The 22,455-nt window shown below is 64.9% G+C and carries 18 protein-coding genes; 10 read left to right on the top strand and 8 right to left on the bottom strand.

The genetic code is table 11. From position 1 onward, the window contains the following. Positions 1-133 precede the first annotated feature (133 nt). Positions 134-1,075, bottom strand: coding sequence for a LysR family transcriptional regulator (locus QCE73_RS35630; RefSeq protein ID WP_035499938.1), 942 nt, complete (start codon positions 1,073-1,075; stop codon positions 134-136). Positions 1,076-1,260: 185 nt separating this feature from the next. On the opposite strand from QCE73_RS35630, the gene QCE73_RS35625 reads away from it, so the two are divergent. From QCE73_RS35625 to QCE73_RS35600, 6 genes are read left to right on the top strand one after another with little or no spacing between them, the layout of a single operon-like run. Continuing rightward, entirely contained in the window at positions 1,261-3,306 is a 2,046-nt protein-coding gene (locus tag QCE73_RS35625; protein ID WP_309885579.1) for a hydantoinase/oxoprolinase family protein, read from the top strand. A gap of 3 nt (positions 3,307-3,309) precedes the next feature. Further along, positions 3,310-5,058, top strand: a complete 1,749-nt coding sequence (locus QCE73_RS35620) for a hydantoinase B/oxoprolinase family protein (protein WP_309885578.1) — start codon at positions 3,310-3,312, stop codon at positions 5,056-5,058. Next, positions 5,055-6,224, top strand: coding sequence for a CoA transferase (locus QCE73_RS35615; RefSeq protein ID WP_309885577.1), 1,170 nt, complete (start codon positions 5,055-5,057; stop codon positions 6,222-6,224). Before QCE73_RS35620 ends, QCE73_RS35615 begins: the two co-directional genes overlap by 4 nt. Next, positions 6,221-7,033, top strand: a complete 813-nt coding sequence (locus tag QCE73_RS35610; protein ID WP_309885576.1) for an enoyl-CoA hydratase-related protein — start codon at positions 6,221-6,223, stop codon at positions 7,031-7,033. The genes QCE73_RS35615 and QCE73_RS35610 overlap by 4 nt, the downstream gene beginning before the upstream one ends. Before the next feature lie 51 nt (positions 7,034-7,084). Beyond that, a complete protein-coding gene (locus QCE73_RS35605) occupies positions 7,085-8,446 on the top strand; it encodes an MFS transporter (RefSeq protein ID WP_309885575.1) in 1,362 nt (453 codons plus the stop codon). 12 nt (positions 8,447-8,458) lie between these two features. Next, positions 8,459-9,394, top strand: a complete 936-nt coding sequence (locus tag QCE73_RS35600) for a hydroxymethylglutaryl-CoA lyase (protein ID WP_309885574.1) — start codon at positions 8,459-8,461, stop codon at positions 9,392-9,394. A gap of 13 nt (positions 9,395-9,407) precedes the next feature. Here QCE73_RS35600 and QCE73_RS35595 read toward each other — a convergent pair whose 3' ends face one another. Then, complete coding sequence (locus QCE73_RS35595) at positions 9,408-10,175, bottom strand: alpha/beta hydrolase (RefSeq protein WP_309885573.1); 768 nt, start codon at positions 10,173-10,175, stop codon at positions 9,408-9,410. A gap of 249 nt (positions 10,176-10,424) precedes the next feature. Here QCE73_RS35595 and QCE73_RS35590 point away from each other — a divergent pair, with 249 nt between their 5' ends. Together QCE73_RS35590 and QCE73_RS35585 are read left to right on the top strand one after the other, a co-directional pair. Then, positions 10,425-11,786, top strand: coding sequence for an MFS transporter (locus QCE73_RS35590; protein ID WP_238286737.1), 1,362 nt, complete (start codon positions 10,425-10,427; stop codon positions 11,784-11,786). 77 nt (positions 11,787-11,863) lie between these two features. Continuing rightward, positions 11,864-12,853 (top strand): D-2-hydroxyacid dehydrogenase family protein, encoded by a 990-nt coding sequence (locus QCE73_RS35585; RefSeq protein ID WP_309885572.1) that lies wholly within the window; start codon positions 11,864-11,866, stop codon positions 12,851-12,853. A 33-nt stretch (positions 12,854-12,886) separates the two neighbouring features. Here QCE73_RS35585 and QCE73_RS35580 read toward each other — a convergent pair whose 3' ends face one another. Beyond that, the gene (locus QCE73_RS35580) at positions 12,887-13,861 is read right to left on the bottom strand and encodes a helix-turn-helix domain-containing protein (RefSeq protein ID WP_309885571.1); all 975 of its coding nucleotides are present in this window, start codon (positions 13,859-13,861) and stop codon (positions 12,887-12,889) included. A gap of 93 nt (positions 13,862-13,954) precedes the next feature. Between QCE73_RS35580 and QCE73_RS35575 the strand changes: the two genes are divergently transcribed. Next, on the top strand, positions 13,955-15,199 hold the full coding sequence (locus QCE73_RS35575; protein WP_309885570.1) for a DUF1479 domain-containing protein: 1,245 nt from the start codon (positions 13,955-13,957) through the stop codon (positions 15,197-15,199). A gap of 51 nt (positions 15,200-15,250) precedes the next feature. Next, positions 15,251-16,498, top strand: coding sequence for an ABC transporter substrate-binding protein (locus QCE73_RS35570; protein ID WP_309885569.1), 1,248 nt, complete (start codon positions 15,251-15,253; stop codon positions 16,496-16,498). Positions 16,499-16,508: 10 nt separating this feature from the next. Here QCE73_RS35570 and QCE73_RS35565 read toward each other — a convergent pair whose 3' ends face one another. Genes QCE73_RS35565 through QCE73_RS35545 form a run of 5 tightly spaced genes read right to left on the bottom strand, consistent with a single transcriptional unit; the run spans position 16,509 to position 22,336 of the window. After that, on the bottom strand, positions 16,509-17,312 hold the full coding sequence (locus QCE73_RS35565) for an amidohydrolase family protein (protein WP_309885568.1): 804 nt from the start codon (positions 17,310-17,312) through the stop codon (positions 16,509-16,511). Continuing rightward, positions 17,309-18,316 carry a hydroxyacid dehydrogenase gene (locus QCE73_RS35560; RefSeq protein WP_309885567.1) on the bottom strand — a complete coding sequence of 336 codons (1,008 nt, stop codon included), beginning with the start codon at positions 18,314-18,316 and terminating at the stop codon, positions 17,309-17,311. Before QCE73_RS35560 ends, QCE73_RS35565 begins: the two co-directional genes overlap by 4 nt. After that, entirely contained in the window at positions 18,313-19,374 is a 1,062-nt protein-coding gene (locus QCE73_RS35555; RefSeq protein ID WP_309885566.1) for a LacI family DNA-binding transcriptional regulator, read from the bottom strand. The genes QCE73_RS35560 and QCE73_RS35555 overlap by 4 nt, the downstream gene beginning before the upstream one ends. Before the next feature lie 19 nt (positions 19,375-19,393). Then, a complete protein-coding gene (locus QCE73_RS35550) occupies positions 19,394-21,289 on the bottom strand; it encodes a TRAP transporter large permease subunit (protein ID WP_035499952.1) in 1,896 nt (631 codons plus the stop codon). Positions 21,290-21,304: 15 nt separating this feature from the next. Further along, positions 21,305-22,336, bottom strand: coding sequence for a TRAP transporter substrate-binding protein (locus QCE73_RS35545; protein ID WP_309885565.1), 1,032 nt, complete (start codon positions 22,334-22,336; stop codon positions 21,305-21,307). Positions 22,337-22,455 lie beyond the last annotated feature (119 nt).

Below are 22,455 nucleotides of genomic sequence, written 5' to 3'. Positions count from 1 at the left end.
GCGGCTGCTGTAAGACCGGCCGGTTTCATCGGAGCAGGAGCGTGATGGCGACATCAACGCTCGTCACAGATAAGGACGATGGTGAACGCGGTATTTCGAACGCTTCACGACGCGTCGTCGGAGGATGCACGCCCTAGCGAAGCTGTTCGTCCCGCTTTTGCTTGCACAGCTCGATGAATCGCTGTACCGGAGCGGTCGCCGTGGCCCCGCGACGCGTCGCGATTCCATACGGCGCGCCGCGCCGCTCTATGCGGATCGGCAACACCGCCATCATTCCGTGCACCTGAAAGTACTGGGCGACTTTCAACGGCATCAGTGCGACGGTCCCATCGCTTGCTCGCAGCAGCGACAACGTGGCGAACGTCGAAGACGTTTCGATGGCGTAACGCGGAAAGGGCACCTCGGCGTCGTCGAAAAGCTGTTCGAGCAGGGAGCGCATCGGCAGGGCTGCCTGCGGCACGATCCAGGGATTGTCGGCAAGCTCCGCGAGCGTCATGCGCTGCACGCTCGCCAGCGGATCGGCGCCGTCCACCACCAGACACACTTCCTCCACTTCGAGCGGAATGAAGTCGTAAGCTTCCGGATGCACGCTGATGCTCGGCCGCCCGATCACGAGGTCCAGGAGACGCTGATCGAGCATCGATAACAAACGCGCGCTGTTGTCCTCCCAGACCTCGACGGACACGTCCGGCTGCACTTCGCGCAGCGAGCGCAGTATGGGCGCCAGCCATTCGGGCATCGAGCCCATCACGGCGCCGATGGCGAGCATGCCGCCGCCGCCGCGCATGATGGCCGCAAGCTCGTCGCGCAGCGCACCGATCTCGGATCGCACGGCGCGCGCATGACGGATCACGCAGCGTCCGAGTTCGTTCGGCACGATGCCGCGCGGCGAACGCGCGAACAGCTCCGTGCCGAACATCGACTCGATTTCGCGCAGCGACTTGGTCGTCGCGGGCTGCGAGAGCGACACCTGCTGCGCCGCCTTGCGCAACGAGCCGTGGTCGTCCAGCGCGATCAGCAGCGCGACATGATTGCCGCGCAGCCGCCTCAATATCGCATCGATACTGGTTATCACCGATATAACTCCAACGTCTCACCTGATCGGAAGGTTTCATTATCTGGCCGCGTCGATGCCTCTTTAAACTGGCCCGGTCGATGTTCGTCACGGCGCGGCGCCCGGCGGCGCGGCTCGATCATGCCGGAACACACGCGGCATGAGCAAGCGAACCAGAAATCACGCATCCACAGGAGAGAAGCAAATTGAAAAGAATCGGACTCGATGTCGGCGGCACCTTCACCGATGTCGTGATGGTGGACGATGAGACGGGGCGCATCTGGTCGACCAAGGTGCCGACGACGCCGAAGGATCGCGTCATCGGCACCATCGAAGGCTTCCGCAGGATTCTCGAACTGTCGGGCACCGACAGCGCGGACGTCTCGTTCCTCGGCCACGGCACGACGATGGCGACCAACATGGTCGTCGAAGGCACCGGCGCAAAGACCGCGCTCGTCACCACGCGCGGCTTTCGCGACATCCTCGAATTGAGGCGCGTGTCGCGTCACGATCGCGCCGATCTGTACGATCTGCTGTTCGACAACCCGCGTCCGCTCGTCGAGCGCCGCTGGCGGCTCGAAGTGAACGAGCGTCTGCGCCATGACGGCAGCATCGAAACGCCGCTCGATCACGCGCAGCTCGAAGCGCTCGCCGATCAGATCCGGGCGTCGGATATCGAAGCCGTCGCCGTGTGCTTTCTGCACGCGCATGTCAATCCGCGCCATGAACGCGAAGCCGCCGACACGCTGCGTCGCCTCTTGCCGGATCACTTCATCTGCGCATCGCACGAAGTGAATCCCGAATCGATGGAATACGAGCGCGCAAGCTCGACCGTCATCAACGCGATGCTCGGGCCGGTGTGCGGACGCTACATCGGCCGGCTCATCAGCGCGCTGGCGCAACACGGCTTCGCGGGCAAGTTCCTCTTCATGCAGTCGAACGGCGGTCTCGCGAGTCCGGCGATGGTCGCGGACAAGCCCATCGTGCTGCTCGAATCGGGGCCGGCGGGCGGCGTCTCGGCGGCGATCCGCAACTGCGAGAAGAGCGAACTCAGGAACGCGATCCTCGGCGACATGGGCGGCACGACCTTCGACGTCTCGCTGATCCGCGACTTCCGGCCCGAACTGCGCAACAAGAGCCTGCTGCATACCTATACCGTGCGCTCGCCCAGCATCGACATCGATTCGGTCGGCGCGGGCGGCGGCTCGATCGTGTGGATCGACGCGGGCGGCGGCGTGCGCATCGGGCCGGAGAGCGCGGGCGCCGATCCCGGTCCCGCGTGCTACGGACGCGGCGGCACGCGTCCGACCGTCACCGACTGCAATCTGGTGCTCGGCTATATCGATCCCGACAGCTTTCTCGGCGGCGAATTCAAGCTCGATGCGCAAGCGGCGTGGCGCGTCGTCGAAGAAGTCATCGCGAGGCCGCTCGGCGTCTCCGTGCCCGAAGCCGCGCAAGTCGTGCGCTCGGTCGCCAACGCGTTGATGGCTCAGGCCATCCGCATCATGACGGTCGAGCGCGGCTACGATCCGCGCGAGTTCTCCTACATCTGCTACGGCGGCGCGGGGCCGGTGCACGCGGTCGATCTGGCGCACGAAATGGGCATCCGCCGCGTGGTGATCCCGCCGCTGCCGGGTCTCTTCAGCGCGTTCGGCATGACGGTCGCGGACCAGCAATACGACTATCAGCGCCCGCTCGAAAGCGATCTCGCAAGAATCGACGACGCAACCCTGCACGCCGCGCTCGACGAACTGACCGCGCAAGGCATGGACGAGTTGCGGCGGCACGGCGTCGAAGCGCAGGGCGTGAAAGCCGTGCGCCTCGCCGATTGCCGCTACGCGGGCCAGCCCGACGTCATCACCGTCGAAGTGCAGGGCGAGGCGCAGGGCATCCGCGAGGCGCTCGTGCGCGCCTTCGAAGACGCACATCTGCGGCAATGGAATTTCATCAGCAAGGACAAGCCGGTGGTGGTCGCCAACGTGCGTCTGCAACTCGTGACGACGACCGGCTGGCGCGGCGGCGTCGCGAGCGCCGATGGCGGCGAACCGCCGAAGCCGGTACGCACCCGCGAGGTGTATTTCGATGGCGGCGTGCGCACATTGCCGGTGTTCGCGCGCACGCAGATTCCGGTCGGCGCGACCATCGAAGGGCCGGCGGTCATCGAGGAGCACAGCAGTTGCGCGGTGCTGAAGGCGTCGCATGTCGCGCGCGTCGATCCCGATCTCAATCTCGTCATCGAACTGGCAGCCTGAATAATGGACATCGTCACTTACGAAATCATCCGCAGCAGTCTCTTCGCGGTCGCGCGTGAAATGAAGATCGCGATGATGCGCACCGCCGGCAGCCCGCTCATGCACGCGAGCGGCGATTCGTCGGCCGCCATCTTCGACGCCGACATGCAACTCGTCGCGCAAGGCAACGACATTCCGACGATGCTCGGCTCGGCCGTCATCTCGACGCGCGTGTCGGTCGAAGCGGTCGGGCGCGAGAACCTGCGCCCCGGCGACGTCATCGTCAGCAACGACGCCTACGTGGGCGGCGGCAATCATCAGCCGGACGTGCAGTTCACGCGGCCCGTGTTCGCGGGCGGCAGGATCGTCGCGTTCGTGATGACGCGCGGCCACTGGACCGACATCGGCGGGCAGTCGCCGGGCAGCTACACCGTTACGACCTGGGACGTGTTCGCCGAAGGCATCCGCATTCCGCCGGTGTTTCTCTATCGCAACGACGAGCCGGTGCAGGACATGCTCAACCTGCTCACGCGCAACAGCCGCAACGCGCACGAACTGCTGCTCGACATTCAGGCGCAATACGCGGGCACCTTCGTGGGCGACCGCCGCATCGGGGAACTGGTGGCGAAGTACGGCGCCGATGCGCTGCGCGACGTGATGAGCCAGAGCCTCGATCACTCGGAAAAGCTGATCCGCGCGGAGATCGCGCGCATTCCCGATGGCGTCTATGAAGCGCAGGAGTATCTCGATCCGATCGAAGCGCCGGGCTGGAAACAGGAGCGCCCGCTGCTCAAGGTGAAGATCACCAAGACCGGCGACCAGATCACTTTCGATTACACCGGCACCGGCCCGCAGGCGCGCGGCGGCATCAACTGCCCGCTTTCGGTGACGTGCAACAGCACGTGGTTCACCGTGAAGGCGCTGACCGATCCCGGCATCCCGATCAACCAGGGCTGCTATCGGCCGGTGACGATCATCGCGCCCGAAGGCAGCGTGCTGAACTGCCGCTATCCCGCATCGGTCGTGTCGGGCAACACGGAAACCTCGCCGCGCGTGATCGACCTGCTGCTCAAGGCGCTCGCGCCGGCGGTGCCGGAGCGCATCACGGGACAAAGCAACTGCGCGTCGTGCGCGGGGATTTTCAGCGGACGCGATACCGATGTGGCGCGCGTCGCCCGCACCGGCCAGGAATTCGTCACCATGCACGATGTCCACGCGGGCGGCATGGGCGCGCGCGCGGGCAAGGACGGCGTGAGCGGCGTGCGCGTCTACGTGGGCAACGCGGGCAGTCAGTCGGTCGAGATGATCGAAGCGACTTCGCCGCTGCTGGTCGAGGAATGGTCGCTCGTCACCGACAGCGGCGGCGCGGGCCGCCGGCGTGGCGGGCTGACCTCGCGGCGCGTGTATCGCGTCGAGTATGACGAAGCCACCTTCACGGTCTCCGGCGAGCGCGGACGATCGGCGCCCGAAGGCCACTTCGGCGGCCAGCCCGGCACGCGTTTTCAGTGCGTTGTCGAGCGCGCGGACGGCAGCGAGCACAAGGTCGCGGCGAAGGGCGGGCAGACGGTCGTGTATCGCGGCGATCGCGTGACGGTGCAGCCTGCGGGCAGCGGTGGCTACGGCGATCCGGGCGAACGCGAGCAGACGCGTATCGACGCCGATGTCGCCGATGGCTACATCAGCGCGGACGCGGCGGCGCAACTCTACGGGCAGCGTCATCATGCGGCGCCGGAGCAGGCGGCCGACGCGCCGTTGGAAGTGGCGGCGCCATGAGCACGCACGAAACCATGGACCAGACACTGCCGCTCGCGGGCGTGTGCGTGATCGAGATCGGCCACAGTCTCGCCGCGCCGTACGCGGGCATGATCCTCGGTTCGCTGGGCGCGGAAGTGATCAAGATCGAGAGCGCGGAGCACGGCGACTACGCGCGCGACTGGGGCCCGCCCTTCGTCGATGGCGCGGCCGCGCTGTTTCATGCGGTGAACCACGGCAAGCAGAGCATCGCGATGTCGCTGTCGAATCCGGATGAAGCGCAGGCGTTGCGCGAACTGATCGCGCGTCGCGCCGATGTCGTCCTGCAGAACCTGAAGGCGGGCGGCACGGAGAAATACGGTCTCGGCGGCGAACAGATGGTGCGCATGAAGCCGTCGCTCGTCTATTGCAACCTCGGCGCGTTCGGCACGGCGGGGCCGCTGCGCGACAAACCCGGCTACGATCCGCTCGTGCAGGCGTTGTCCGGCCTGATGAGCTTTCTCGGCCAGCCGGGCGAACCGCTGTCGCGCATTCCGGTGTCGGTGAACGACATGGGCACGGGGCTGTGGGCCGCGATCGGCGTGCTCGCCGCGCTGTTCAGACGCCAGGCGACGGGCGCGGGCGAAGTCGTGTCGGTGTCGCTGTACGAGACCGCGATCAGTTGGGCGGGCATCCAGATCGCCGACTATCTCGCCTCGGGCGTGTTGCCCGGACGCTGGGGCTCGGGGACGGCCGCGATCGTGCCGCATCAGGCCTTCGAATGCGCGGACGGCACCATCATGGTCGCCGCCGGCAACGACCGCCTGTTCCGCCGCCTGTGCGACGTGCTCGCGATTCCCGCGATCGCCGACGACGCGCGCTTCGTCACCAACGGCGCGCGCGTGAGCAACCGCGTCGAGCTGATCGATCTGCTGCATGTCGAATTCCGTAAGCGCGGCACTGCGCACTGGCTCGATGCGCTCGATCGAGCCGGCATTCCGTGCGGACCGATCCAGACCATCGATCAGGTGGTGCAGCACGAGCAGACCAAGGCGCTCGACCTGCTGCGCACCACCGACGACGGCGCGGCCACGGTCGTCGGCGTGCCGATCTCGTTCGGCGGCGCGCGGCCCGCGCACACGGGCGTCACGCCGAAGCTCGGCGAACACAATCATCTGCTGGCGAAGACGCCACTGGAGACATCTTGAAACTTGCATCGCAACTGGCGGGCGCGCTCGACGCGCTGACGCTCGAAGAAATCGACGAACAGATTCTCATCGTCAAGCTGAACCGTCCGGAAGTCTCGAACGCGATCAGCACGGCGATGGGCGAGGAAATCATCCGCGTATTCGGTGCGCTCGAAGCGAACCCGGCGCTGTATCGCTGCGTGATCCTGACGGGCGCGGGCGAGCGCGCGTTCTGCGGCGGCGCGGACCTCAAGCAACGCGAAGGCATGACCGACGAGCAATTCAGCGTGCAGCACTATCTGTTCGAGCGCATGAACCGCGCGATCACGTATTGCCCGGTACCGATCATCTGCGCGGCCAACGGTTCGGCGGTCGCGGGCGGGCTGGAACTGCTGCTCGCCTGCGACTTCGCCTATGCAACGGCGAACGCGGCGTTCGGGTTCACCGAAGTGAAGCGCGGCATCATGCCGGGCGGCGGCGGCACGCAGCAATTGCCGCGGACCATCGGCGTGCGGCGAGCGAAGGAGCTGATCCTGCGCGGCGCGAAGTTCACGGCGCAGGAAGCGCTCGCGTGGGGCGTCGTCAACCGGCTGTGCGAACCGGGACGTGTGCTGGCCGATGCCATCGACGCGGCGCGCGACATCTGCACGAGCGCGCCGCTGTCGGTCGCGCAGGCGAAGAAGGCGATCGACCTCGGCATGCAGGGCGACCTGCGCACCGGGCTGTATCTGGAAATCGAAGCGTACAACCGGCTGATTCCGACCGAGGATCGTCTCGAAGGCATCAGCGCCTACAACGAGAAACGCTCAGCCCGATTCAAAGGCCGCTAGACCACAACGGCACGGCCGACCCGAAACCCGGATTCACCGGAGGAGACAGACATGACACCCGACATCGGCAGCTTCGAGAGGCCGGACGCCGAAGCGACCTACAGCAAGATCACGCGCAGGCTCATACCGTTCCTGTTCCTGTGCTACGTGTTCGCGTTTCTCGATCGCATCAATATCGGCATCGCGCAGCTCGACATGAAGCACGACGTGGGCTTCAGCGATCTCACCTACAGCATCGGCGCGGGCATCTTCTTTCTCGGCTACGTGCTGATGGAAGTGCCCAGCAATCTGCTGCTCGCGCGCATAGGCGTGAAGCGCACGTTCTCGCGCATCATGATCCTGTGGGGCTTGATCGCGGCGGGCACGGCGTTCGTCACGCTGCCTTCGCATCTCTACACCGTGCGCTTCTTTCTCGGGCTCGCGGAGGCGGGGCTTTATCCCGGCGTGATTTTCTATCTCACGCGCTGGTATCCGGTCGAGCGGCGCGCCAAGGTGATCGCCATCTTCACCTGCGCGACAGGCATCGCGGGTCTCTTCGGCGGGCCGCTGTCGGGCGCGCTGATGACCTACTTCAACGGCTACTTCGGCCTGCATGGCTGGCAGTGGATGTTCATCGTGCAGGGGTTGCCTGCGAGCGTGCTCGGCGTGGTCGCGTTCTTCTTTCTCGATGACGGTCCGCAGCAGGCGAAGTGGCTCACCGAGCGCGAGAAGGCCGTCGTGCTTCACGACATTCGCCGGAGTTCGAGCGTTTCGACGACCCACACGGAGCACACCTTCGGCCGCGCGCTTCGGGACTTTCGCGTCTACGTGATGGGCTTCGTGTGGTTCACGCAGATCGCCGGCGTGTTCGCGATCGGCTTCTGGCTGCCGACGCTCATCAAGAGCGCGGGCGTGTCGAGCGCATTGCAGATCGGCTGCTATTCGGCGATCCCGTATTTCGTGAGCTGGATCGCGCTCATCATGCTGAACCGTCATTCCGACCGCACCATGGAGCGGCGCTGGCATTGCGCCATCGCGATGGTGTTCGGCGCGGCAGGCCTCGTCGTCGCGGCGTTCACGACGGGCAACCTCGCGCTGTCGCTGGCTGCGCTGTCGGTGGCGACGGCGGGCATCCTCGCGCCCAATCCGCTCATCTGGGCGATCTCGACCGATTACATTCGCGGCAGCGGCGCGGCGGGCGGCGTCGCGGTGATCAATTGCGTCGGCCTGCTCGGCGGCTTCGTCAGTCCGATGATCATCGGCTCGATCAAGACCATGACCAACAGCATGGCGGGCGGTCTCGGCGCGATCGCGCTGCTGATGGTGCTCGGCGCGATCGCCGCCGTGGTGCTCGCGCCTGCGACATCGGCCGCTGCGGCTACCGCCGGACATACCGATGAAGGCAGCGATGCCGTCGCCGATGCGACGATCTGAACCGGAGCTCACATGAACGATAGAGAAGTGCAGATTCGCGAAGTCGGCTTGCGCGACGGCTTGCAGATGGTGCGCACCATCCTCACGAGCGAGCAGAAGCTCGAATGGTGCGCGCGCCTGGTCGATGCGGGCGTGACCGATATCGAAGTGACGTCCTTCGTGCCGCCGAAAGTCGTGCCGCAGTTCGCGGACGCGGTCGAGGTCGCGGCGGGCGCGCTTGCCATCGACGGCCTTCATGCCGCGGCGCTGGTGCCGAACCTGAAGGGCGCGCAGCGCGCATTCGACGTGGGCCTCGCCAAAGTGCACTACGTGCTGTCCGCGAGCAACGAGCACAATCTGAAGAACGTGCGGCGCAGCACGGCGGAGTCGGTGGACGACTTCGTGCGCATCGCGGCGGCGCGCGACGAGCTTAGCCGCGACATCGTGCTCGGCGCGGGCGTGGCGACCGCGTTCGGCTGCACGATCGCGGGCAAGGTGGACGAAAGCATCGTGCTGGGACTCGTCGAAACGCTCATCGAAGCCGGCGCGCAGGAGATCACCATCGCCGACACCGTCGGCTATGCGAATCCCGCGCAGGTGCGCGGGCTCATGCAGCGGGTGCTGGCGCTTGCGGGGCAGGTGCCCGTCGCCTGTCATTTTCACGACACGCGCGGTCTGGGCCTCGCCAACGTCATGGCCGCGCTCGATGCCGGCGTGCGTGCGTTCGATGCGTCGCTCGGCGGGCTGGGCGGCTGTCCGTTCGCGCCCAACGCGACGGGCAACATCAACACAGAAGACACGGTGTTCATGCTCGAAGCGCAAGGTCTGCGCACGGGCATTGATATAGACGAACTGCTGGCGATTCGCGAGACGATCGCAGCATGGCTGCCGGGCGAGCCGTTCACGGGCGCGATCGCCCGCGCGGGATTGCCGAAGACCTTCGTGCATCGGCAGGCGATCGCCGCGTGAGTCGCTCGAAGGCTTAGGACGCCGCCGCGAGCCGTTCGAGCAGATCGGCCAGCAGGACGGGCGCGAGTACCATCGCATCGTGGCCTGTGTCGATGCTCTCCCAGCCCCAGTCCGGCTGCCGCGACCGAACGTGTTCGCGCACGTGCGCCAGCGTGTCGTACGAAGGATTCGCGCAATGCACATAGGTGCAAGGCAGCGCATTGCCGGGCGGATGTTCGAGCAGAAGCGGCGTGGTATAGGTCGCGAGCGGATGCGGCGTGAGCCGCCGGAGAACCCAGCCGGCAAGCGGATGATCGTCCGGAATGCCGGTGCCCTTCAATCCGCTGACCGGCATGGCGAGTGACTGGCCGCTTGCCCTCACCGATTCACGACGCTCGTCGACGACGCTTGCGGGCAAAACATCGAACGCGCACTGTCCGCTTTCCACGAGCAGGCTGTCGAGGAATACGATGGTGCGCAGCGCGTGGGGAATACGATCGGCGACGCCCGATGCAACGAGACCGCCATAGCTATGACCCACGAGCACGACATCGTTCAGTTCTTCTGCTTCGATGACGTTGACGATATCGGCGATGTTCACATCGAGCGACGTTGCCGACGCGATCAAGTGATGGCGCTCGCCGAGACCGGTCATGGTCGGCGCCATCACGCGATGGCCGCGCCCGGTGAGTTCGTCCATGACGGATCGCCAGACCCAGCCGCCGTGCCAGGCGCCGTGGACCAGTACGAAGTTGAAGCGAGGCGGGGTATCGGGCGAGTCGTTCCGTGGGGTGTCGTTCAAGCCGGTCTCCTGATCGATGCATGCGTGCATGAAAGCACGGTGAATCGTCGCAGAGATAGAGCCGCTACGCAACCGATCGACCGGTGCTTCGAGCGTAGCCGGTTACTGGTTATCACCGATATAACCCGGGCGTCTCACCTGATCGGTACTTTTCATTATCTTCGCGCATCGATGTTTCTTAGACTGACCTGATTGCCGGATTCTCGAGCCGATCACATTAGCCCTAGCCGCAAGACATGGAGACAGCGAGTGAACCAGTCCGTTCTAGAGTCCGATCCGACATCAGCCGATTCTCTCGAGTCCGGCTCGAGCGCAAGCGCGCGTGAGCGCGCGCTCTATCTGCGAGTCACGCTTCGCATCGTGCCGCTGCTCTTCGTGTGTTACGTCGTCGCCTTCCTGGATCGCATCAATGTCGGCTTTGCGAAGCTGCAGATGCAGGACGCGCTCGGCTTCAGCGATAGCGTCTACGGCCTGGGCGCCGGCATCTTCTTTCTCTCGTACTGCCTGCTGGAAGTGCCGAGCGCAATGCTGCTCAGGCGCATGGGCGCGAAGAAGACCATCGCGCGCATCATGATCTGCTGGGGAATCGTCGGCGCGTGCTCCGCGTTCGTGACGAACGTCCCTCAGTTCTATGCCGTGCGTCTGCTCCTGGGCGTCTTCGAAGCGGGCTTCTTCCCCGGCGTGATCTTCTACCTGAGCTCATGGTTTCCGGAGAGAAGGCGCGGCGTGATCATCGCCTGCTTCATGGTCGGCTTCCCGGTCGCGGGGCTCGTCGGCGGACCGGTGTCGGGATGGGCGATGACGAGTCTCGCGCACGTCGCCAACCTCGCCGGATGGCAATGGCTCTACATCGTCGAGGCGTTGCCCGCGGTCGTGCTGGGTCTCGTCACGCTGTTCCTGCTGGACGACAACATCGACAAGGCAAGATGGCTCACCGAAGCGGAGAAGAGCGTGCTTCGTCAGGGCTTCGAAGTGGAGATGGAGCGAAAGCGCAGTGCCGGGCAGCATGGTCATGCGAAGCTCGCCGAGGCGCTTTCGGATCCGAAAGTCTATATGCTGGCGTTCATCGATTTCGCCTTTGTCTGCGGAACCTATTCGGTGACGTTCTGGCTCCCGACCGTCATGAAAGACGCGGGCATTTCGAACCTTTCCCTGCTCGGATGGCTTTCCGTCATACCGTACGGCATGGGCGCGATCGGCATGGTCGCGATAAGCCGAAGCTCGGACCGGATGCTCGAACGCCGGTGGCATGCGGCCATCGCGGGCTTCATAGGCGCCGTCGCGTTATTGCTCGTGTCGCATCCGACGAATTCCGCCGCGCTGACGGTCGGGCTGTTGACGGTTGCCTGCGTCGGCATCTTCGCCACGAACGTGCTCATCTGGTCGCTCGCGGCGGACTATCTGAATGGCTCGCCGGCAGCAGCGACGAGCATCGCTTTCGTCAACTGCATCGGCTTGCTCAGCGGCTTTTGCAGTCCTTTCGTCATCGGATGGCTCAAGACCGCGACGGGCACGCTGGTCAGCGGCCTTTACGTGATGACGGCAATACTCGTGGCGGGCATTCTCGTCATGTTGCTCGGCTTCAGAGGTCGGGGCGAAGCGCAGGCATGATCTGCAACGAGAGGACCGATGCGCAGGATGACGGACGTATCGGCCGAATTCGATTCGACAGGAACAGACTGAGACATATGCACAACATTGCCATTCTCGATGACTTCCAGAACACCGCGCTTCGATTCGGCGACTGGGACAGCTTGCGCGAACACGCCGACATCACCGTTTTCACGAACACGATCAGTGACGAGAACGATCTGGTCGAGCGTCTGCAACCCTACGACATTCTTTGCGTGATGCGCGAGCGCACCTGGTTCACGCAACGCATCCTGTCCAGGTTGCCGAATCTGAAGCTGCTGGCAAGCACGGGGCCGTGGAACGCAGCCATCGATATCGAAGCCGCGCATGAACTCGGCATCACGGTTTGCGGGACCGCATCGTCGCCGACGGCTGCGGCGGAACTCGCCTGGGCGCTCATCCTCGCGGCGACGCGGCACATCCCGAGCGAAGTCGCTTCGTTCAGGAACGGCGGCTGGCAAGTATCGGTGGGCGGCGACCTGCATGGCAGAACGATCGGACTCCTGGGCCTCGGCTACACCGGCGGCGCGACCGCGCGCGTGGCGCAGGCTTTCGGGATGCGCACGATCGCATGGAGCCAGAACATGACCCGGGAGTCGGCCGCGAAGCATGGCGCGCTTTACGTGCCGAAGGAGGAGTTGTTCGCCTCCAGCGATATCCTCTCGGTTCACGTTCGGCTATCGGACCGAACGCGGGATCTGATCGGCGCAGCCGAACTGGCCGCGATGCAAGCGCACGCCTTGCTGGTGAACACCGCACGCGGACCGATCGTCAACGAGCGAGCCCTGATCGATGCCTTGCGAGCGAAACGCATCGCGGGCGCGGCGCTCGACGTTTTCGATCAGGAGCCCTTGCCGGCAACGCACCCGTTCCGCTCTCTTGACAATGTGATAGCGACGTCGCACATCGGTTACGTCACCGATGAGTCTTATCGCATCTACTATGGCGAGTCGGTTGAAAACATTCGAGCCTGGATAGGCGGTACGCCCGTCCGCGTGCTTACGCCTGCGCAGCGCGAGATCAGCTACATCGCACAGAGTGCATAGACGCGCGTTTGCAGCCGACATGGCCGTTACCGGCTAGGCGGCGCCCGCTTCGCCGTTTCGCCGCCGCGCGGCTTTCGTTTTCCGTTGCAGCGACGGAGACCGTTCGGTCAGGCTGGTCGCCGTGTCCTTCTCCGCGATGCCCGCAGCCAGAAACCGACGCCGATACTCCGCCGGCGTCGTCTGCTTCGCGGCCTTGAACTGCCGATTGAAATTGGCGACATTCGCAAAGCCCGAGCGGGCAGCGATGACGGAAATGGGCAAGGACGTGTCGCCCAGCATCCGGCACGCATGGCCGATGCGAACGCGGGCGATATACCGTCCGACGCTCTCGCCGATATGCTGCACGAAATAGCGGGTCAGCGTGCGTTCCGACAGGCTGGCCGCTGCGCAAAGCTCCGCAAGCCGCAGCGGTTCGGCGAAGCGGGCATCGATCATCGAAAGGACGCGATTGATCCTCTCCGGTTCGTGACCAGACGGGCCCGCGTTCGTCTGATTGAAGGCGCTCGGCGACGCGAGCGGATGGCCGGGCGCTTCGCCGAGCGTGCACAGAATATCGAGCGCCGCGCTCAGGCGTTCGCGTGGCGCGTTCGAGAGCAAGGGCCCGAGGCGGCCGCGCATCCATTCCCCTACAGCCGGCTCGAAAGCGAGTCCGCACGCCGCACGCCGCAAGAGCTTGCGAAGCGGCTCGTATTCGCGGCAGCAATCCGCCATGCGTCGCGCCCACTCGCCATCGAACCAGATGACGATGGCGACTTGCGGCAAGCCGGAATCGATCGACCGGTTCGATGACCACGTATGCGGCAAATCAGGCGGCACGAGCACGAGATCCTCGGCCTGATAGTCGTTGACCGAATCGCCGATGTAGCGCTTGCCCTGGCTGTTCATCGTCAGCGTCAGCTCGTATTCCGGGTGGTGGTGCCACTCAAACGGAATGCGCGCAAGCCGCCGATGGTAAACCCGCACCGAACAATCCTTGCCGAACTCGACATGTTCGTACGCTGGTTTCATGGCCGAAAGTGCGAATGAATTGCCTGAATAGTATCACCCGCGCCTGCGCCGGCGTCATATGCTTTTCGCACAGAAATTTACGTGGAGACGATCATGGCGCTGAAAATCGATGACTTGTCGAGCGCGATCCGGCAGGCGAAAAAGGAACTGCGCGCGGAGCTGCCGAACTACCGGGAAGTGTTCGCCGAAGTCGAAGCATCGATCGGTGAAGAAGCGAAACGAATCGCCGCGCAACGCGATCGCGGAGAGAACGTCATTCCCGAGATCCGGTTCTCCGACATCGCCGGACAAAGTGTCAGCGCGGATGAAATCGCGCTCGTCAAATCGCGCGGCGCGTGCGTGATCCGCAATGTCTTTCCTCGCGAGCAGGTGCAAAGCTGGGACGACGATATCGCGCAGTATGTCGAGCGTAACCATCTCGACAAGCGCCTCGAGAACCGCGCCGAAGACAAATACTTCGGACAACTGGCATCGAGCAAGCCGCAGATTTACGGCGTGTACTGGTCGAAGCCGCAAGTGCTGGCGCGTCAGTCGGAGTCGCTCACGGCCGCGCGCGTCTTTCTCAACAAGCTCTGGCGCAACGAAAGCGAAGGACGCGTTCACTTCGATCCGGAACGCGTGCCCGTCTATGCGGACCGTCTGCGCCGCCGGCCGCCCGGTTCGGCGTCGCTCGGCCTGTCGGCGCATTGCGATGGCGGCTCGGTCGAACGCTGGATCGAAGGCAATTTCCGCAAGGTGTATCGGCATGTGTTCGCGGGCGACTGGCGCGATTACGATCCGTTCGATGCCGCCTTCCGCCCCGATGTCGAAGAGATCGCATCGCCTGCCGTCTGCTCGATGTTCCGCACGTTCCAGGGTTGGACCGCCTTGACGCCGCAAGGCCCCGGCGACGGCACGCTGCAACTCGTGCCCATCGCCAACGCGATGGTGTACATCCTCCTGCGCGCCCTTCAGGACGATGTCGCCGACGACGACCTGTGCGGCGCGATGCCGGGACGCGCGCTCTCGATCAAGCCGGAATTTCACGCGCCGCTGTTCGAAGCGCTGTCGTCCATTCCGAAGATGGAAGCGGGCGATACGGTGTTCTGGCACAGCGACGTTATCCATGCGGTCGAAGACGAGCACAAGGGCGCGGGTTACAGCAACGTGATGTATATCGCTTCCGCGCCTGCCTGCGCCAAGAACGATGCCTATCTCAAACGTCAGTCGCCGAGTTTCCTGAAAGGCGAAAGTCCGCCCGACTTCCCGGCCGATCATTTCGAAACCGATTTCACGGGCCGCGCAACCGTCGACGATCTGTCGCCGCTCGGACGTGCGCAGCTCGGGCTCGATCTGTAGCCGGCAAGGGAACGCGTCGCATCACTCATAAAGACAAAATCGGAGACTGCAATGAAATACTCACTGACGTCGGCGGCAGCGGCCGTCGCGCTCGTCATCGCCGGTACTCACGCGGCACGCGCAGCCGAACAGATTTCGGTCCTGCACTGGTGGACGTCCGGCGGTGAATCGAAAGCCATCCGCGTGCTCAAGGACGATATGAGCAAACAGGGCTACGAGTGGAAGGACTTCGCTGTCGCCGGTGGCTCGGGCACGGCAGCGATGACGGCGCTCAAGACGCAGGTCATTTCGGGCAACGCGCCATCGGCTGCGCAGATCAAGGGGCCGCTGATTCAGGACTGGGCCGACCAGGGCGTGCTGGTCACGATCGATCAGGCGGCATCGGACTGGAAAAGCCATACGCCCGAGCAGATCGACAAGGACGTGAAGGCGGGCGGGCACTATGTGGCGGCGCCTTTTTCGGTGCATCGGATCAACTGGCTATGGATCAACAAGGCGGACCTCGACAAGGTGGGCGGTGCGCCGCCCACGACGTGGCCGGAGTTCTTCGCGCTCGCGGACAAGTTTCGCGCGGCGGGCATCACGCCTGTCGCGCACGGCGGTCAGCCCTGGCAGGACATGACGATCTGGGAGACGGTCGTGTTGTCGCAGGGCACGGACTTCTATCGCAAGGCGCTCGTCGATCTCGATCAGAAAACGCTGACGTCGCCGCAGATGGTGCAGGTCTTCGAGACCGTGCAGAAGATCCGGACTTACTTCGACAAGGCCTATCACGGCCGCGACTGGAATCTCGCCACCGCGATGGTCATTTCCGGAACGGGCGGCATGCAGTTCATGGGCGATTGGGCAAAAGGAGAGTTCGCCAACGCGAACAAGAAGGCCGATGTCGATTTCATCTGCGCGCCCGCGCCGGGCACATCGAACGCCTACACGTACACGGCGGATGCATTCGTGTTCTTTCAGCAGAACGGCAAGAAGGACGCGACGCCGGGACAACTCGCGATGGCCAAGACAATCATGTCCCCCGAGTTTCAGGAGCAGTTCAGTCTCAACAAGGGTTCGATTCCCGTCAGGCTCGATGTGCCGATGGACAAGTTCGATAGCTGCGCGAAGAAATCGCGTGCGGACGAACAGGCGACGATCAAGTCGGGCGGGTTCTTTCCTTCACTGGCCTTCGGTGAACTTCAATCCCCGGTGACAGCCGGCGCAATCACCGATGTCGTGACGAATTTCATGAACTCGAACGAGGACGCGAAAGAGGGCGTGCGCAAGCTCGCGGCCGCGGCGAAGGTCAAGTAAAGAAATTCGATCAGAACCCGTACAGCGCCGCCGGATTTTCGACGAGTATCTTGCGGCGAGTCTCGTCCGTTTCCACGAGCCGCATCGCCCAGTCGATCATGCGCGCGTCGTCGGGGACGGGCTTGACGTTGGGGTGCGGCCAGTTCGATGCCCACACGCCGCGCTCGGGAAATCGTGTCGATAGCGTGCGAACGAGCCACGACACATCATCGAAAGCGGGCGCGCCGTCGCGCGAACTTTCATACGGCGCGGACAGCTTGATCCAGCAACGCGGCCCGTCGAGCAGGCGGCACAACGACGCGAACCCAGCGCTCTCCGGCGTGACCGGCGCGAGAAACTTGCCGAGATGATCGATCACGAGCTTCGACGGCAAGCGCGCGAGCATCGCTTCGTGCTGCGGCAGCGTGTGGCCGTCGAGCTGAAGATTCACGTTCCAGCCGAGCGGCGCGATGCGCGCCGACATATCCGCGAGCGCGTCCCATGGCAGAACGCCGCCCGGAAGCATCATGAATCGCACGCCGCGTATGCCCGCATCGTGCAGACGCTGGAGTTCGTCATCGCCGACATCGGGCGGCACGACCGCGATGCCGCGCGCGCCGTCGCCGAGCTGCGCGATGGCCGCGAGCGTGCAGCGGTTATCGAAACCGTATCCCGTCGGCTGCACGACGATCGCGCGCGAGAAGCCCAGCGCACGCTGCACGTCCCGATAGGCCGAGGCAGGCGCGGGCGGCGGCGTGAATGTCGCGCTCGCGGCCAGCGGATAAGCCTTCTCGTAGACGTGGATGTGGCAATCGCACGCGCCTTCGATGTTCATCGCGCGTCCGCCTGCAAGTGGAAACCCGAAAGGCGGAACGCGTGCGCCGCATTCACCGCGCCGGCCGGCACGCGGCCCTGAAACAGGGATTCGGTCTGCGCGACCGTTTCCATCGACTGATGCTCGATCGCGCCCGGCGTCAGTCCGCCGATATGCGGCGCGGCGATCACGCGCGGATGCGCCGCAAGCTTCGGCGCGGGCATCTGATCGGCGGCGCGGCCCACATCGAGCGCGCAGCCCGCCAGATGACCCCGCTCCAGCGCGGCGAGCAACGCGTCATCGTCGACGAGCTCGCCTCGCGCGGCATTGATGAAGTACGCGCCGGGTTTCATCGCGGCGAAGCTTTGCGCGTTCATGAGATTCGCGGTCTGCGCATTGGCGGGCGCGAGGCACACGACGAAGTCGGACTGCGCGAGCAAGTCGTCGAAACGCACGTGTTGCACGCGGGCATCATCGACTTTCGCGTACGGATCGGACACGAGCACGCGCATGCCGAATGCCAGCGCGAGATCGCACAGATAGCGCGCAATCTGCCCGTAACCGATCACGCCGAACGTGCTGCCGCGCAACTCGCGGCCCATCTTCGGCACGGGCGCTTCGTGACGGTGATACGCCTCGGCATAGGCGGTCGTGCCGCGTGCGAGATCGAGCATCGCGCCGATCACCCATTCGGATACGGACGGCACGAAGCCCGCGCTCGCCTGCGTGACGAGTACGCCCATTTCGCTGGCGGCATCGACATCGACGGTGCGGATATCCACCGCGCAGCGCACGAAGGCGGCGAGCTTCGGCAGCGCCTCGAACAATGCGCGCGGCGCGGGCGTTTGCCGGTACGCGATGATGACATCGGCATCGCGCGCGGCGTCGGCGAGTTCTTCGGTCGTCAGTTCGCGGTCTTCGGCGTTGTACGCGACGTCCGCAATCCGCGCGAGCGCAGCCGATGCGCGCGCGCCGAAGTAATGGTCCAGCATGTGCCGGGGATGACTCACGAAAACCTTGTTCATATCCTCGTCCTGAATTGCTTCGCGGGCCGCGCGACCGACTCGCGCTCGACCAGCGTGATATCCGTGAAAAGCGCCTGTTCCGATGCGGGCATCGGTTCGTCGTGCGGACGCATCGCGCGCTCGACCATCGCGGCGGCCATCGCGGGCACCGGAAGCTGGACGGTGGTCAGCGCCGGGTTCGAGATCGCCGCGAGGAAATGCCCGTCCATGCCGACGATCGACACGTCTTCGGGCACGCGCAGGCCGCATTCGCGCAGGCCCGCCATCAGGCCGAGCGCCATCAGATCGTTGACGGCGACGACGCCGGTCGGACGCGCATCGTCTTTGGCGAGCAGACGCGCGAGCGCGCGGCCGTTCTCGGCGATCATCGAATCGCCGTATTCGTTCACCGGGCCGCTGTCGAGCACGCGCGCTTCTTTCGACAGGCCCGCATCCGCCGCCGCCGAGAGAAAGCCGTCGATCTTGTCGCGGCGGCTCATCGTCATGCCGGTCAGCGTGGCGAAGGCAAGCCGCGTGTGACCGTGCGCGATCAGATGCCGCGTCGCGATTCTCGCCGCCTCGAAGTTGTCCGGCGTGACGTGCTCGACGCGCGTGGTCTCGCCTTCGGTCGCGCGGCGGTCGTAGCTGACGACGACCATGCCGCGCTCGACGGCGGTTTCCAGATGGCGCTCGTTCGCGAGCGACGAGATCACGATCACGCGCCGCACGCCTTGCGACAGCAGGTCTTCGAAGAACGACGCTTCCTTCGCCGGATCGCGATACGTATTGCCGATCATCACGCGATAGCCGTAGCGCTCCTGCGCGCAGGTTTCGACTTCGCGCGCGATATAGCCGTACATCGGATTGGCGATCGACGGCACCAGAAGTCCGATCAGCGGCGTCTGCCCCGTCTTCAACTGACGCGCGAGCGTGCTCGGCCGGTATTGCAGCGCGCTCATCGCGGCCTGCACGCGCGCGAGCGTTTCCTGGCGCATCTGGTCGGTGCGGCCGTTGAGCACGTTGGATACCGTGCTGACGGACACACCGGCCTCGCGGGCGACATCCTGAATGGTGCTCATAAGGTTTTGCTTCTGCCGGCTACAGGCCGAGCCGGGTCGGCAACCACAACGAAAACGACGGCACCAGAATCAGCACCACCAGTGCGACGCACAGCACCAGCAGGTATTTGAGCATAGGACGCGCCACCGCTTTCATTTCCGTGCCCGTGATCGCGCAGGTCGCGAACAGGCCGAGACCGACCGGCGGCGCGAAGAGGCCGAGGCCCATCGCGACGACGATCACCGTGCCGAAATGCAGCGGGTTGATGCCGAGCTGCGTCGCGATCGGCGTGAGCAGCGGCCCGAAGATGATGAGCGCGGGCGCGCCTTCCAGCACCGCGCCGAACACGATCATGATCAGCACGGACAGCAGCAGGAACATCGTCGGGCCGTATTGATGCGCGAAGGCGATCATCGAATCGGACACGAGCGCGGGAATCTGCTCGATGGTCAGCGCGAACGACACGCTCGACGCCGCCGCCACGATGAACAGAATGCTGCTCGCCATCGACGCCGAGCGCACGAACACGCGCGCGACCGATTTCGGCGTGAGTTCGCGAAACGCCAGCCAGCCGACGACGAGCGCATAGACCACGGCGAACGCGGACACTTCCGTCGATGTCGCGATGCCCGAGGTCACGCCCTTGCCGATCATCGTGATCATCACGAGCGCGACCAGCGCGCCGCCGGCGAGCGGCATCCACGCGCGTGGGTTGGTGAGTGCATCGGCGAGATTGATGCGGCGCCCGAAGATCACCGCGACGATCGCCAGCGCCACCGCCAGCACCGCAGCCGGCACGACGCCCGCGAGGAACAGCCCGGCGATGGAAATGTTCGCGACGAAGCCCATGATGATCATGTTCACGCACGGCGGAATGGTTTCCGCCATCACGGCGCTGCAGGCGAGCAACGCGGCGGCTTCGTTCGGGTCTTCCTTGCTCTGGCGCACGGCCGGCATCACGACACCGCCGACCGCCGCGATATCCGCGAGCTTCGAACCGGACACGCCCGAGAAGAACGCGGTCGCCATGATCGTGATGAGGCCGAGGCCGCCGCGCACGCGCCCGAACATCCGCAGCAGGAGTTCGATCAGGCGCGAGGACATGCCGTTGGTTTCCATCAGCAGGCCGGCCAGCACGAAGAACGGAATCGCGAGCAGCACGAAGTGGTCGGTGCCGGCCATCACCTGCTGCGAATAGACGAGCATCGGCAGGGACGGCTCCGCGAGGAAGTACAGCAGCGCCGAAAACGCGAGCACGAAGCCGATCGGCACGCCGAGCACCAGTCCGCCTATGAAGCCGGCCATCAGCAAGAAGCCGGGCCTGAGCGCGTGATCGGGCACGAACGCGTTCCACGCGAACACGGCTGCCGCGAGCAGCACGCAGCCGATCAGCGTGCCGAGCACGGTCTTGCGCGCGCCGTTGACGGCATTGGCGAGCGCGAACACCGTCATGAAGACGCTGCCGATCACGAGCGGATAGACGTTGATCCACGCGGGCAGGCCGCTCGGCGTCATCTGTCCGTAGGAATCGATCAGCAGCAGGCACGACGACACGCACAGATTTCCCGCGACGCCCGCGATCACCCAGTGTCCGACATGCACGAGCGGGTTCTGCCAGCGCCGGGGCAGCATGCCGCGAAACAGATCGACGCCGACGTGCTGGCTGCGCCCCAGCACCGTGGCGGCGCCGAAGAACACCAGCACGATCATCAGCGCGCCGGCGACTTCCTCGGCCCAGTCGAACGGATCGTGCAGAAAATAGCGGTAGATCACGGAGAGGAACACGACGATCACGTCGGCCGCCAGCACGGCCGCGCACAGATATTCGATCCAGTGCATGAGGCGCACGAGGCCGCGTGCGAGCACGGTCTCATGGCCGAAGCCCGGCGCGGCGAGTTGCGCTTCCGGTCCGGGCGTCGCGGAAAAAGTGGTCATGGTGTGCCTGCCTCGTTAGCCGCGCGTGGCGGCGATGGCGGTGAAGAGCGGCGCGGTCGCGGGATACTGCTTCGAGAAGCTCGCATACAACTGCGACTGCATCTCGCCGCGTGCGGTGTCGCGGTCGGCCTTCGACATCGGATAGAACGTCATGCCGCGCTTCTTCAGCTCCTGCTCGGCGCTGGCAGCCGTCTGGATGGCCGCGACGCGCTGTTTCGCGGTCGCGTCCTGCGCCGCCTTCTGAAACGCGGGGCGCAGGTTCTCGGGAATCTTCGCGAGCGCGCGGCGGCCCATCGCGACGACGAGCGGGCTGAAGACGTGCTGCGTCTGCCAGCACGACTTCACGACTTCGTCGTACTTGCTCGCGAGCACGGTCGCGCAGTCGTGCTCGAAGCCATCGACGACACCTGTTTGCGCCGCCATATACAGCTCGCCGATGGGAATCGGCGTCGGCACCGCGCCCATCAGCTTGAAGGTTTCCATGAAGGCGGGCGTGGGTAGCACGCGCAGCTTCACGCCCTTGATATCGGCGAGCGATTGCGTGGGCTTCTTCGTGAACACGTTGCGCGCGCCGAACGAATAGCCCCACGTGAGCACCGAGCAGCCCGCGCGCTGTTGCAGCATGGTGTCGAACGACTTGCCGACGGTGCCATCCATCGCGCGGCCGACATGGTCGAAATTGTCGAACACATAGCCGAGATCGAGCATGCCGAGTTCAGGCAGCACGGTCGCCCAGATCGACGAGCCGGTGACCATCATGTCGACCGCGCCGACCTTCACCTGCTGGACGACGTCGCTTTCCTTGCCGAGCTGGTTGTTCGGGAAATAGTCGATGCGAATCTGGTCGCCGACGCTCGCCTTCAGATTCGCGGCGAGGTTCTGATACCACACGTAGTGCGCGGCGTTTTCGTTCGGCGGCATCGATGACGAGAGCCGCAACGTGGCAGCGGGCTGGGCGCGCACGATCGCGGGAAAACCCACTCCCGCCGCCGCGAGCGAGGCCGCCGAGGCCGTTTGAAGGAATCGTCGCCGGGAAATCGAATGCATGGTGTTGTCTCCTGGATGCCGCTCCGAGCGCGGGCGGACGGGTTCAGTGCGACACCCCGGGGCGGCGCGACTGTATCGATTTAGTGTATCGATACAGTAAGTCATCGGATCGGGCGGTC

This window comes from Caballeronia sp. LZ029 (genome assembly GCF_031451275.1).
GTDB classification, from domain to species: Bacteria; Pseudomonadota; Gammaproteobacteria; order Burkholderiales; family Burkholderiaceae; genus Caballeronia; species Caballeronia jiangsuensis.
The sequence above is the reverse complement of the archived record's forward strand: the minus strand, read 5'-3'. Positions and strand labels throughout refer to the sequence as shown.

Bases quoted from the DNA above. Each gene is read 5' to 3' on its own strand.
- QCE73_RS35605 (WP_309885575.1), top strand. From the start codon at position 7,085: ATGACACCCGACATCGGCAGCTTCGAGAGGCCGGACGCCGAAGCGACC.
- QCE73_RS35565 (WP_309885568.1), bottom strand. From the start codon at position 17,312: ATGAACATCGAAGGCGCGTGCGATTGCCACATCCACGTCTACGAGAAG.
- QCE73_RS35560 (WP_309885567.1), bottom strand. From the start codon at position 18,316: ATGAACAAGGTTTTCGTGAGTCATCCCCGGCACATGCTGGACCATTAC.
- QCE73_RS35550 (WP_035499952.1), bottom strand. From the start codon at position 21,289: ATGACCACTTTTTCCGCGACGCCCGGACCGGAAGCGCAACTCGCCGCG.
- QCE73_RS35585 (WP_309885572.1), top strand. From the start codon at position 11,864: ATGCACAACATTGCCATTCTCGATGACTTCCAGAACACCGCGCTTCGA.
- QCE73_RS35575 (WP_309885570.1), top strand. From the start codon at position 13,955: ATGGCGCTGAAAATCGATGACTTGTCGAGCGCGATCCGGCAGGCGAAA.
- QCE73_RS35555 (WP_309885566.1), bottom strand. From the start codon at position 19,374: ATGAGCACCATTCAGGATGTCGCCCGCGAGGCCGGTGTGTCCGTCAGC.
- QCE73_RS35545 (WP_309885565.1), bottom strand. From the start codon at position 22,336: ATGCATTCGATTTCCCGGCGACGATTCCTTCAAACGGCCTCGGCGGCC.
- QCE73_RS35600 (WP_309885574.1), top strand. From the start codon at position 8,459: ATGAACGATAGAGAAGTGCAGATTCGCGAAGTCGGCTTGCGCGACGGC.
- QCE73_RS35615 (WP_309885577.1), top strand. From the start codon at position 5,055: ATGAGCACGCACGAAACCATGGACCAGACACTGCCGCTCGCGGGCGTG.
- QCE73_RS35580 (WP_309885571.1), bottom strand. From the start codon at position 13,861: ATGAAACCAGCGTACGAACATGTCGAGTTCGGCAAGGATTGTTCGGTG.
- QCE73_RS35620 (WP_309885578.1), top strand. From the start codon at position 3,310: ATGGACATCGTCACTTACGAAATCATCCGCAGCAGTCTCTTCGCGGTC.
- QCE73_RS35570 (WP_309885569.1), top strand. From the start codon at position 15,251: ATGAAATACTCACTGACGTCGGCGGCAGCGGCCGTCGCGCTCGTCATC.